Consider the following 13142-nt stretch of genomic DNA (forward strand, 5'->3'; position numbering starts at 1 on the left):
AGGGGAGTTGATGGCTCTGGTCTGGCGTCTTGGACCGGGCGTCGCTACGCCCCGAACTCCGCGATCGACCGGCAGACGCGGCGGAGCCGGTCTCGCAGCCACCGGTGCGCGGGGTCGGCATCGAAGCGGGGGTGCCACGCCTGCGCGATGGTGATCGCCGGCGTGGTCACGGGCAGCGGGAACGTCACGAGATCGAAGCGCGGGGCGGCGTGCGCCAGCCACTTCGACGGAAACGCGCCGACGAGGTCGGAGCTGGCGAGGAGGCACAGCGCCGCGTAATGGCCCGACGCCACGGCCGCGGTAGTCCGGGCGAGCCCTTTCTTCTTGAGGGCCTCATCGATGGGGCCCCAGGTCTTTCCCAGCCTGGAGACGCCGAGGTGGGCGTGCTCGACGAACCGCTGCAGCGTCACCTTGCCGGATGCGAGCGGGCTGCCGCGGCGCACCACGCCCACGAAGCGGTCCCTGACGAGCGCCTGCACGCGGATCTCTGGGCCCATGTCGCCGATGATGCCCAAGTCGAGATCGATCCGGCCCTCCCGGAGCGCGGCCACGTCCTCGTCGCCCTCGGGGAGGAAGCGGACGGTGACGCGCGGAGCCTCGGCCCTCAGCGCGTCGAGGAGCGGGGCGCCGAGGAGCCCGAGCATGCCGTCGCTGGTCCGGACGGCGAAGCTGCGGGTGAGCGCGGCGACGTCGAGCGCGCCCCGTTCGCGGAGGACCGCGCTGGCCGAGGCGACCACCGCGCGCACGCGCGGGCGCAGCTCCGCGGCGCGGGGCGTGGGCACGAGCCGCCGGCCGGCGCGCACGAGGATCGGGTCGCCCACGGCCTCGCGGACGCGCGCGAGCGTGCGGCTCATGGCGGAGGGGCTGAGGTGCATCCGCTTCGCGGCGAGGAGCACGCTCTCCTCCTCGAGGAGCACGTCGAGCGCGACGAGCAGGTTCAGATCCATGGAGTGCATGGAACGCAACGATACCTTACCGACCATGCACTGGAAGTCATGTCTGCTCGGGCGCAGGATTCGTGTCGAACAGGGCAGCAGCGAGGGCAGCAGGGCCGTCGCGGTCAGCCTGACCGGAGGAGACACGCCATCATGAGCACCACGCTCGATTCGCCGCGCGTTCAAGGGACCCTCGATCGCCTTTTCCAGGACGCCGGCAGCGGCGATCCGCGCATCATCGCCCGCGTCCTCGGCGACTGGGAGCGCCGCGGGCCGAACCCCGACCCGGAGAGGCTCGCCCACATGTTCGCGGACGCGTATCTGCCGGTTTCCCGCGAGGTCGGCCGGCTGCTCCACCTCCTCGCCTTCGCGGCAAGGGCGCGCACGGTGGTGGAGTTCGGCACGTCGTTCGGGATCTCGACGGTGTTCCTGGCCGCGGCCGTCCGCGATGGCGGCGGCGGGCGGGTGATTGGGAGCGAGATGCACCCGGAGAAGGTGCGGCGGGCGCGGCAGAACCTCGAGGAGAGCGGGCTCGGCGAGCTCGTCGAGATCCGCGAGGGAGACGCGCTGGTGACGCTGCGCGACGTGGAGGGGCCGATCGATCTGGTGCTGCTCGACGGCTGGAAGAATCTTTATTTGCCGGTGCTCCGGATGCTCGAGCCCCGGCTGCGGAGGGGCGCGATCATCGTGGCCGACGATCTCGACCTCGCGCCCGATGACCTGCGGCCCTACCTCGAGTACGTGCGGGGCGCGGGCAGCGGCTACGGGTCGGTGGAGATCCCGCTGGGGGACAGGCTGGAGGTCTCCTGCTGGCACGGCCGCGAGGGCGAGGCGTGAAAAACCAGGGGGGGCGCGCCAGGTTCGACGCGGCAGGTGCAAGGCGTCGTTGGGCGCCGCCAAGGCCCCATGCGTAGCTCGGCACACAAGCGGTCGTGAGGCGCCGACGGAAGCGTTGCGCAACAGCGCAATCCGTTGCGGAGCATGACAGGACGTTGCGCTCCACTCCGCGCCGTCCTGATCCGCTGTGCCGAGATATGGGCGCACCTCGCGCCGGCACATCTGTTGCCGTGCCGCTATACCGCAACGAATCCACGGCGTGTCGCTATGGCGGCAGGGGATCTCCCAGGACCTCGGGTTACCAGGCGGTACCAGGCGGGCTCGTCGGTCCGCGACGCGAGCGGAGCGGATGGTGGTCCCGGGGGGGCCCGAGGCCGTGCGAACGCAGTGGATTGCGGTCCCGAGCGGGTCCCGAGGCCGCGCGAACGCAGTGGATTGCGGTCCGGAGGGGTCCGGACCCCTCATCTGGCACAAAAACTGGCGCTTCTGAGGGGGTGGTGGCGCATATTTGCGCAATTTCGGACGCTATTTGGCACAGAAATATCCCCGAAAGACGGTCCGTGGCACGTTCCGGAGGGGTCCGGGACCCGGTGTGTCGCAATGCATTGCGTCTGTGCCGGTGCCGGACCCCCCTCGCTTGGCACAGGATCAAGCCGTTTGGCACACCGGAGCGCCGCGCAGCGAGAGCGCCGGCGGAGCGCGCGGCGTGGGTGGGGCGCTCTTGAGCGGAAGCAGGAGACTCCGAAGGATGCAATGAGCGCATGTTTCGATGCCAGCGCTGTGGCCCCAATGCGTAGAGGAGCAGGCCCAGAGCACTTGATGCACGGCGGGCGATGCTCTTCAGTCCTGCGGCGCGTCCTGTCCGAGCGACGCAGCTGAGAGGGAGCCTATGCGCTCTGTCGCGCGAGGGCTGCGCTATCCGGCTCGGTCGCCTGCGAGTGCCGCACGAGCTTCCGCCTGAGGCCCGGCGGCCCCATGTGGCGGCGGGCGCGGTGCTGATACGAACGCGCCCCTGCCACTTCCTGCGTGCTGTACCCCAGACCTCATGGGCACGCTCAGCGCCGCTCCTCCGTAGCCGTCAGCACGAACTGCTGCCGCTTGTGCTCTTTCCAGGTCCAGGCCGAGGGTAAGCTCCAGGAGCACGTCGTGCGACGCTCGCGCGTGCCGGGTGGGCCAGTCGACAGAACAAATCTTCACCGTGTCGTTGTCGAGGCGTACCTTGCCGTGCACCCCCAGCTCTACGCGGCGCGTGTAACCCCGATGTCGATGTCCGTTTCTTCGCCCCCCGTTTCCTCGCCCTCCGTTCGCACTCTCCTCGAATCGCTGCCCTCGAGGGGGCGCTTGATCGAGCTCGCGCGCTACTTCGGCGTCTTCGTGCCCCAGCGCGGCACGAAGGCCGAGCTGGTCGCCGCCCTGGCCCGCTCCGAGCAGGTCCGCATGCGCTCCGTGGTCGAATGGATGGGACGCGACGAGCTCCGTGCCGCCTGCCAGGCCCACGGCCTGGACGCTTCCAGCCGCGCGCGCCAGGCGCTCGCGGAGCGCCTCCTCCACGCCCTCGGCGACCGCAAGAGCGCCCCGCCGACGGGCCTCTTCGGAGCTCACGCCACCCCGCGCCTCACGCCCGTGAAGGGGGATATCGCGCTCGTTCGGCAGCGCCAGTACCTCGTCGAGGATGTCGTCACGCCCGAAGCTCCGAACGAGGCCACCCGCGTGGACCTCGTCTGCCTCGACGACGATGCGCAGGGCGTTCGCCTCTCGGTCCTCTGGGAGATCGAGCTCGGCGCGAAGGTCTTGCAGCCCGAGGCCGAGGGCCTCGGCGCGGTCGCCTCGCTCGACCCCCCGCGCCGCTTCGCCGCCTACTTCCACGCCCTCAAGTGGAGCAGCGTCACGGCCACGCGCGCCGATCTCTTCCAGGCGCCGTTCCGGGCCGGCATCAAGCTCCTCGACCACCAGCTCACGCCGCTCAAGAAGGCCCTCGAGCTCCCCCGCGCGAACCTCTTCATCGCCGACGACGTGGGCCTCGGCAAGACCATCGAGGCCGGGCTCGTGATGCAGGAGCTCCAGCTCCGGCAGCGCGTGGACTTCGTCCTCGTCGTCTGCCCGGCCTCCCTCTGCCTCCAGTGGCGCGGCGAGATGGAGAAGCGCTTCGGCCAGCGCTTCGAGGTCATGGGGCGCGAGCTCGTCGCCCGCCGCCGGCGCGAGCGCGGCTTCGGCGTCAACACCTGGAGCACGCACAATCGGTTCATCGTCTCCTACCAGACGCTCCGCCGCCCCGAGTACCGCGAGCCGCTGCTCGCCCACCTCGGCACGCGCATGAAGAAGAGCCTGCTCGTGCTCGACGAGGCCCACACCGCAGCGCCCGCCTCGGCGAGCCTGTACGCCGTCGACTCCCACGTCACGACCATGATCCGCGACGAGCTCGGCCCGCGGTTCGAGAACCGCCTCTTCCTCTCGGCGACGCCGCACAACGGTCACTCGAACAGCTTCAGCGCCCTCATGGCCATGCTCGACCCCCAGCGCTTCACGCGCGGCGTGCCCATCCAGGCGGGAGCGAAGGCGCTCTCCGCCGTGATGGTCCGCAGGCTCAAGCGCGACCTCCAGGCGCTCGGCAAGAGCGACTTCCCCCTCCGGAGCGTCGTCCGGATCGCGCTCGAGCGCGAGGGCGACGGCTTTCGGGCGCGGTACTTCGAGGCCGAGGCCGGGAAGAGCGAAAAGCTCGCTGCGGAGCTCTCCCTCGGCCCCGTGGGCACGCCCGAGCTCGAGCTCTCGCGCCTGCTCGCCGAATATTCGGAGAAGATGAAGCCCAGGCGCGGCCGCGGGCAGCTCGTCTTCATCAACCTCCAGAAGCGGCTGCTCTCGAGCGTCGAGGCGTTCCACCGGACCCTGAACGCGCACGCGGCGCGCGTCGAGGAGGGAGCCGCGAGCGCCGAGCCCCGGTCCGCATCGAGGGTGGCACGCCCGCGCCCCGAGGAGGACGACGACGCGTACGGCGTCGACGACGAGCAACGCGACGAGGAGGACGCCGCCGAGGTCGCCTCGGCATCGGCCGCGCTCTCGTCCCCGGAGGGGCGCGCCCGCGAGCTCCTCCAGCGCATGCTCGACCTCTCCCGCCAGCATCGCCATCGGCCCGATGCCAAGGTCGTGGCCCTCCTCCACTGGCTCCGCGCAGAGCTCTGCCCGGGGATCAGCGCCTCGGGCGGGGGCAAGCGCGCGAGCGGCGCGTGGAGCGAGCGGCGGGTGATCCTCTTCACCGAGTACGGCGACACCATGCGCTACCTCCAGAAGACCCTCGGCGCCGCCATCGAGGCCACGGATCGCGGTGACGAGCGCATCGCGATCTTCCACGGCGGCATGGGCGACGAGGTGCGGGAGGAGCTGCAGCGGGCGTTCAACGGCGATCCGAAGGAGCACCCGGTGCGCATCCTCATCGCCACCGACGCCGCGCGCGAGGGCCTGAACCTCCAGAACCACTGCGCCGATCTCTTCCACTTCGACGTGCCGTGGAACCCGGCCCGCATGGAGCAGCGCAACGGCCGCATCGATCGCACGCTCCAGCCTTCGAGCAGGGTCCGCTGCCATTACTTCGTCTACCCCGAGCGCGTCGAGGACGCCGTGCTCGAGAAGCTCGTCGGCAAGATCGAGACGATCCAGACCGAGCTCGGGAGCCTCGGTGAGGTCGTCATGGACCGCATCGAGCGGACCCTCAGCCGCGGCATCGACAGGGGCACCGCGGCCGCCCTCGACGAGGCGGAGCGGCTCCCCGATCAGGCCGAGACGACCCGGCGGGAGCTCGAGAGCCAGCGCGTCGACACGGCCGCGCTGAAGAAGGAGATCGACGAGGCCCGCCGCATCCTCGGCCGGTCCCGCAAGGTCATGGACTTCAGGGAAGAGCTCTTGCACGACGCCATCGACGTCGGCCTCGAGCTCGCCGGGGCCGCGCCCCTCGCGCCGCTCGCCGAGAAGGTCGAGGGGCAGCAGGCCTTCGCGTTGCCGCCGCTGCCGGCGAGCTGGGGCCGCACCCTCGACAGCCTCCGCCGGCCCCGGCACCGGGACGAGCCCGAGTGGGAGTGGCGCAAGCTCTCCCCGCAGCCGGTCGTCTTCAAGGCGCTCGACCGCATGGGCGAGGAGCGCGTCCACCTGCACCTCGAGCACCCGTTCGTGCAGCGCATCCTCTCGCGCTTCCTGGCCCAGGGCTTCGGTGCCCAGGATCTCTCGCGCGTGACGGTCGTCCCGGATGATCGCTCGGGCGAGCCGCGGGTCATCGCCCTGGGACGCCTCTCGCTCTTCGGTCCCGGGGCCGCGCGCCTGCACGACGAGCTCATCGCCGTCGCCGCGCCCTTCCGCGAGAGCGGCGAGGGCGACCACCTGAAGCCGACGGGCACCGACGAGGATCGTCAGGCCGTCGCCCACCTCGAGGAGCTGCTCACGCGCGTCGGCAGCCTGCCGGCCGTCCCGGAGCGCCTCCGCGAGCGCCTGGCGACGACGGCCGCCGCCCACTTCGGCGTGCTCTGGCGGCATGTGCAGGACGAAGCCGATGGCCGAGCGCACGAGGCCGCGCAGCTCCTGCAGGCCCGGGGCGCGAAGGAGGCCGAGGATCTCCGGCAGATCTTGAAGGACCAGCGCGTCGAGATCGAGAAGCAGCTCAGCGTCCAACTCGGGCTCTTCGACCACCTCGAGGACGAGACCATGAAGCCGCAGCGCGAGCAGCTCGACAGCGAACGACAGGACATGAAGAAGCGCCTCGCCAGCATCGAGGACGAGATCCGCGACGAGCCGGCGGACCTCGAAGCGCTCTACCACGTGAGCCTGAAGCGGCTCTCGCCGGTCGGGCTCGTGTACCTCTGGCCGACGACAAGCCTCTAGGGATGACCAGGCCATGAGTGACGCCGACAAGCGATTCCACGAGCAATGGATAGGCATGGCGCAGCCCTCCGAGGGGCTCGTCGTGTCGTTGCCCGTGCTGGTCGATGCCCAGTGCGCGGAGAAGCTCCCGCGGGAGGCGCACCTGGCCTTCCTCGAGTGCCTGGAGGAAGACGCCGGGGGGAGGCTGCGCGTCTCCGAGCTCCCGCGGCTCTTCTCGACCGTCCTCGACCTCGGCCCCCCGCGCTTCGACGAGGGCGAGGCGCTCCCGAAGGAGCTGTCGCTCTATGTCGTGGAGGGCAAGCAGCTCCTCCGCCCGACGCGCGCGCTCACGTGGAACAAGCCCCGGGAGGACGCGACAACGGCCGCCGACAGCACGCCGGCGGCCCAGGCCGGGCGCCCGTACGCGATGCTTGTCTGGGAGGTCTCCCCGGAGGTCGAGCAGCTCGACAGGCCCGAGAAGGTCACCGGCGCGTGGGAGTACCCCGCCCAGGCGAAGTTCGAGCGGCTCCTGCGCGAGTGCCGGGTGCCGATAGGGCTCCTCTCGAACGGCCACGAGATCCGGCTCGTCTACGCGCCGCACGGCGAGTCGAGCGGGTGGATCGCCTTCCGCGTCGCGGACATGGCGTCCGTGAGCGGGCGGCCGATCTTCGATGCCTTCGTGATGCTGCTCTCGCGGCAGCGCTGGTTCGGGGTCGCGGCCGAGCAGGCGCTCCCGGCGATCCTGGCCGAGAGCCGCAAGCGCAACGCCGATGTCACGAACGACCTCTCGCGCCAGGTCTTCGAGGCGCTCGAAGCGCTGCTCGCCGGGTTCGCCGCGGCGGACGAGCGGGACGGCACGGGCGCGCTCCGGGACGCGCTGGAGCGGAAGGACGATCACCTCTACGCGGGCCTGCTCACGGTGCTCCTGCGGCTCGTGTTCCTGCTCTACTGCGAGGACCGGGGGCTCCTGCCGACCGAACAGCCGCTCTTCGCCGGGAACTACAGCATTCTCGGGCTCTTCGACGCGCTGCAGGCCGACTTCGGGAAGTACCCCGACACGATGCACCGGCGCTTCGGGGCGTACCCGCGGCTCGTGGGGCTGTTTCGCGCGGCGTTCCTCGGCGTCTCGCACGGGGAGCTCGAGATCCCGGCGCGGCGCGGGCAGCTCTTCGACCCGAACGTCTATCCGTTCCTCGAGGGGTGGGGGCCGGAGGGGAGCGCGCCGATCACGCAGCCGGAGGCGCGTGCGGCGGTGAAGTTGCCCAGCGTCGACGATCTCACCATCTATTCGGTGCTGGAGAAGCTCCTGTACCTGGGCGGACAGCGGCTCTCGTACAAGGCGCTCGACGTGGAGCAGATCGGCAGCGTGTACGAGGCGCTGATGGGCTTCACGGTGAAGCGCATCGAGCACGGAGCGGTGCGGATCCGGCTCGGGAGCAAGAAGGGGGCGGCGCGGGTCTGGGTGGAGGCGGACGCGCTGCTCGCGGTGCCGGCGAACCAGCGGGAGCGGTGGCTCCAGGACGAGCTCGGGTTCGACAAGAACGTGGCGGCGAAGATCGCCGAGGCGGTGAAGGGGGCGAAGAAGGCCGGGGAGGCGCTCGGGGCGATGGAGGCCCTGAGCGGAAGGAACCCGGAGCGGGCGGGTGCGGGGACGCTGGTGATCCAGCCGGGGCCGGAGCGGCGGAGGACGAGCAGCCATTACACGCCGCGGGAGCTGACGGAGCCGATCGTGGCGCGGACGCTGGAGCCGCTGATCAAGGCGATGGGGGAGGCGCCGAGCTCGGAGACGCTCCTGAACCTGGTTGTCTGCGATCCGGCGGTGGGATCGGGGGCGTTCCTTGTGGCGGCGTGCCGGTACCTGGCGGATCGCGTGGTGGCGGCGTGGACGCGGGAAGGGCGGATGGAGGTCATCGCCAGCGCGCACGACGATGTCGTCAATCATGCCCGGCGGCTGGTGGCGCAGCGGTGCCTCTATGGCGTCGACAAGAACACGTATGCGGTGCAGCTGGCGAGGCTGTCGCTGTGGCTCGTGACGATGGCCAGGAACGAGCCGTTCACGTTCGTGGATCATGCGATCCGGCACGGGGACTCGCTTGTGGGGTTGGGGTTCGAGCAGATCCGGGCGTTCCACTGGAAGCCGAAGGCGCAGGTGGAGCTGTCGGCGGGGCTCCTGGCGGAGGCGCTGGACGAGGCGATCGGGATCCGGAGAAGGATACAGGCGCTGGCGGGCGAGGGGACGTACGCGGCGCAGCGGGAGAAGGAGCGGCTCCTGGCCGATGCCGAGGATGCGCTCGAGCGGGTAAGATTGATCGGCGACCTCGTGGTGGGGGCGTTCTTTGGCCAAAAGAACGACAAGGACCGGGAGAAGGAGCGCAATCGGCGGCTCGATCGGGTGGAGCAGTGGCTCGGGGCGGAAAGGCGAGGGGAGCGGGAGAGGGCAGGGGAGATCTTTGCCGAGCTGCGGGGGATGCAGGCGGAGATCCGGCGGGAGCAGGTGCCGTTCCACTGGATGATCGAGTTTCCGGAGGTGTTTTTCGACGGGAGGCCGGATCCGCTGGAGGGGAACAAGGTCACGGGGAAGGCTTGGGTGGATGCGTTCGTGGGGAATCCGCCGTTCGCGGCGAAGAACGGGATCGTGGCATCCGGAGGTCGTGAATACGTTCCGTGGCTGCTTGCGGCGTATGACGAAAGTCACGGTAATGCCGATCTTTGCGCCTATTTCTTCAGAATGGCTGGGCAGCTCGTGGGCAGCCAAGGCACCATAGGCTTGGTTGCCACGAATACGATAAGTCAGGGCGACACTCGCACGACTGGCCTTGCCGCACTGTTGCGGCTGGGGTTTGTCATCGTTCGCGCCGATCGCGACATGCGGTGGACGGGGGAGGCGGCGGTGACTGTGAGTTGTGTCGTCTTGTCATCGGGGCGGCTCGCGGAGGGGCTCGCCCGGCAGCTTAATGGCGTCGTCGTGTCCGATGTCGATTCGCGTTTGAGGCCGAACAAGGAGCGCGCGGAAGCTCAGCAGATCCCTAGTATGGGAGAGCTGTTCTTCATGGGGTCGAAGGTGTACGGGGAGGGATTCTTTCTTGCCGAGAAGGAAGCACCGAATCTGCTGTCCGACCCGCGATACCGAGATGTGGTCTTTCCGGTGATCGGGGGAGAGGATGTCAACACGGATCCGCGGCAGCAAGCGCCAGATTTCGTTATTTCTTTCGGGCAGCAAACCCTTGCCGAGGCGCGGGCATGGCCTCGTGCTTTCGCGCTCGTGGAAACGCGCGTGAAGCCTGAAAGGGATAAGGCGAACGAGGCCACCGCCGATGGTGCACATCGCAAGAAGTACTGGTGGCAGCACGCGCAGCCTCGTCCAGAGCTATACGCCAGCATCGCCCCCCTCTCTCGTTGCCTGGTCACTGCCTGCGTGAGCAAGCACATGTGCTTCTCATTCCAGCCTATAGATCGAATCTTTATTCACACACTGTACGTGCACCCGCTTGAGTGCTTCACGGCCTTTGCAACTCTCCAATCCCGCGTCCACGAAGCGTGGGCTCGCCTCCTGTCATCATCGCTAGAAGACCGACTCCGCTACGCGGCCTCCGACTGCTTTGAAACCTTCCCCTTTCCCCAGCCCGACCCGCGCACTGTCATCCGCTCCCTCGAATCCATTGGCGAAACCCTCTACGAGACCCGCGCCCGCTTCATGGTCGACTCCAACCAGGGCCTCACCAAGACCTACAACGCCCTGAAAAACCCAGACTCCGACGACCCCCGTATCCTCGATCTTCGCGCCCTCCACGAGGAGATGGACCGCGCCGTCCTCGCCGCCTACGGCTGGAGCGACATCGCCGTCCCCCCTTACTGCCCGAAGACCGACGAGGATCGCGCCGCGCTCCAGGCCTTCGAGGACGAGGTCATCGACCGCCTCTTCGTCCTCAACGCCGAGCGCGCCGAGCAGGAGAAGCAAGCCGCCGCAGCCGCCGCGCCTCCCGCGAAGGGCGCCAGGAAGCCCGCCGCCGCCAGGAAGCCCGCCGATCCCGCGAAGAAGCCCCGTACCCCGCGCGCGAAGCCGGCGACGCCCTCGTTGCCCGGCTTCGCGGACGAGAGCGACCCGTGATCCGACGAGCCACGGCACGACCTCGCCGGGGCGCTTCCAGGACGGCCCCGCTCGCGAAGCGGCCGCCCGCGCCCGCCGTGGCGCCCGCGAAGCTCGTCGGGGACATCCGCCGCCTGATCGACGCCGCACGCCAGCGGGCGGCGGTGACCGTCAACGCCGTGCTCACCCGGCTCTACTGTCGCATCGGCGCGCGGATCCGGTCCGAGGTGCTCCGGTACGCCCGCGCCGCCTACGGCGAGCAGGTGATCGCCGCGCTCGCGGAGCAGCTCCAGCGCCGCTACGGCCGCGGCTTCTCGGAGAAGACGCTGCGGCGCATGGTCCAGTTCGCCGAGGCCTTCCCCGAGGAGCCGATTGTCGCGAAGCTGTCGCGACAATCGACCTGGAGCCACTTCGTTCTCCTGCTGCCACTCGAGGCTCCGCCCGCACCCCGATTTCTCGTATGCGTGCCTGGTCGTGAACGGTTACAGCTCGACTTGTAGGATCCCCCATGATCACCTCCGTTCGACTCCAGGATTTCAAGGGTCACCGGGACAGCACCGTTCCGCTCGGCCGGTTTACCGTGCTCGTCGGCCCGAACGGATGCGGGAAGACGAGTGTACTCGAGGCCCTCTGGGTTCAGGGCCAGCTCACGAACCGCCGATCCGACGCAGTCCTGGCTGGCGACTGGTCGTTCGATGATCTCCTGCGTCGGGGAACGCCGGGGCCGATCGTGCTGACGTCGCAGGGCACGGGGAACGACGGGGACTGGAGCTGCCGGATCGACCTCCAGGGCCCATCGTCCAAGATCCACTGGAAGCAGGGCGCCGACACGCGACAAGGACATCCGGGAGTGCATCCCCTCAGCGCCATCGTGCCGAAAATCGCTGGGATCCTCAGGCCGACAGCCCTCTACAAGCTCAACGCCGAGCGCATCGCCGCGGCTGCGTACAGCGATCAGCCGGGGCCGGACGTCGCGTACGACGGAACCAACACGGCCGTCGCTCTGGCCTCGATCAAGCTCGGGCACGACGAAGAGTTCGAGCGGATCGAACAATCGCTTCGCAGGATCATCCCGAACGTCGCGCGCATCCGCATCCGTCAGGCCGTCGTCAAACGGCCGAACCCCGCCGCGCCCCACCAGCTGGAAAATGTCGTGGGGAGCAAGGTGTTCTTCGATTTCACCGGCGCCCCAGGCGTCCCCGCGCACGCCGCGAGCCAGGGAACCCTGATCACGCTGGCGCTCTTGACCGTGCTCCACGGTCCGAGCCGTCCGAGCCTCCTGCTCCTCGACGACTTCGCCGAGTCGCTCCACCCGCAGGCGCAGATGGAACTGGTGCGGCTGGTCAAGCGCATGCTCGAGGAGTTCGACGAGCTCCAGATCGTCGCCACGACGCACTCCCCCTACATCCTCGACGAGCTCGACCCCTCCGAGGTGCTCGCCTTCGCCCTCCGGGATGACGGCACCGTCGCGCTCAAGCGCCTCTCCGATCACCCACAGGCCGAGAAGATGAAGGGCGCTCTCTCGGCAGGGCAGCTCTGGAGCCTGGACCCGGAGCGAGCATGGGTGCTCACGGAGGACGCTCCGTGAGGCTTCTTATTTTCTGCGAGGCGCCGGCCGACTTCCGGACCACGAGCGCGCTGGTCGACCGCGTGCTCCGCGAGGAGGGGCCAGACTGGGTCGCCGACCTGTTGCCTTCGCACCCGGAGTCCGTTTTCCAGTGGGCCAACGACGGCCCGGGGAAGGACTTCTTCGACATCCACAAGCTTGACCTCTACAGACGGCAGCTCGGGAACGTACGCTTTCCACAGGGGCACTTCGACGGCGAGCCGGGTGCGCCCGGCGCGCAACTGGCAAGAAATGCGTTTACCATCGTACGCGAGTTGGTAAGGCGAGAACCGTCGACAGCCATCGATGCGGTCTTCATCGTCTGGGACATGGACGATCAAGGAGACCTGCGCAGGCGGGGACTCGCGCAGGCACGGGCGGAGGCCTCGCGGTGGGCTTCCTTCAGGACCGTCCTTGGCTGCCCCGATCCGATGCGCGAGGCCTGGGTGCTCGCCGGGTTCGAGCCGGAGTCGGACGAGGAATGCGCCCGGATGGACGAGCTGCGCCGTGAGCTTGGCTTCTGTCCCTGCGACGACGCGCACCGGCTACACGCCAAAGACGAGCGGGCCAAGCTGAGCCCGAAGCGTGTGGTCCACCTCCTGACCGCAGGTGACTTCGAGCGCGAGACGCGCTGCTCGACCGACGCCCCACTCGCGCACTTGCGAGAGCGGGGGCTGGCTTCTGGGCTGCGTGTGTTTCTAGAAGAGGTAAAAGAGCACGTCGTCCCGCTGTTCAGCACCGCGCGAAAGTCCGTATATGATCACGTCCTTGCCGACGATCTGTGACCGCCGGCTCACCGCGGTCTTTTTCTCCCGCGCAATCTGACGTATGGAGA

7 protein-coding genes are annotated in these 13142 nt (G+C 69.1%); 6 read left to right on the forward strand and 1 reads right to left on the reverse strand.

Features of this window, described 5'->3' with window-relative positions; genetic code table 11:
* Positions 1-44 precede the first annotated feature (44 nt).
* The gene (locus WMF36_RS16570; protein WP_437580573.1) at positions 45-956 is read right to left on the reverse strand and encodes a LysR family transcriptional regulator; all 912 of its coding nucleotides are present in this window, start codon (positions 954-956) and stop codon (positions 45-47) included.
* A gap of 132 nt (positions 957-1088) precedes the next feature.
* On the opposite strand from WMF36_RS16570, the gene WMF36_RS16575 reads away from it, so the two are divergent.
* From WMF36_RS16575 to WMF36_RS16600, 6 genes are all read left to right on the forward strand, one after another.
* Entirely contained in the window at positions 1089-1772 is a 684-nt protein-coding gene (locus WMF36_RS16575; protein ID WP_437580574.1) for an O-methyltransferase, read from the forward strand.
* Between the two features lie 1341 nt (positions 1773-3113).
* A complete protein-coding gene (gene drmD, locus WMF36_RS16580; RefSeq protein ID WP_437580575.1) occupies positions 3114-6635 on the forward strand; it encodes a DISARM system SNF2-like helicase DrmD in 3522 nt (1173 codons plus the stop codon).
* A gap of 13 nt (positions 6636-6648) precedes the next feature.
* Positions 6649-10722: a DNA methyltransferase gene (locus WMF36_RS16585; RefSeq protein ID WP_437580576.1), complete on the forward strand. Its 4074-nt coding sequence runs from the start codon at positions 6649-6651 to the stop codon at positions 10720-10722.
* 77 nt (positions 10723-10799) lie between these two features.
* Entirely contained in the window at positions 10800-11201 is a 402-nt protein-coding gene (locus tag WMF36_RS16590; RefSeq protein ID WP_437580577.1) for a DUF1016 N-terminal domain-containing protein, read from the forward strand.
* Positions 11202-11209: 8 nt separating this feature from the next.
* Positions 11210-12289, forward strand: a complete 1080-nt coding sequence (locus WMF36_RS16595) for an AAA family ATPase (protein WP_437580578.1) — start codon at positions 11210-11212, stop codon at positions 12287-12289.
* Positions 12286-13092: a hypothetical protein gene (locus WMF36_RS16600; RefSeq protein WP_437580579.1), complete on the forward strand. Its 807-nt coding sequence runs from the start codon at positions 12286-12288 to the stop codon at positions 13090-13092. Before WMF36_RS16595 ends, WMF36_RS16600 begins: the two co-directional genes overlap by 4 nt.
* Positions 13093-13142 lie beyond the last annotated feature (50 nt).

Source organism: Sorangium sp. So ce887, from assembly GCF_051521455.1.
Classification (GTDB): Bacteria; Myxococcota_A; Polyangia; order Polyangiales; family Polyangiaceae; genus Sorangium.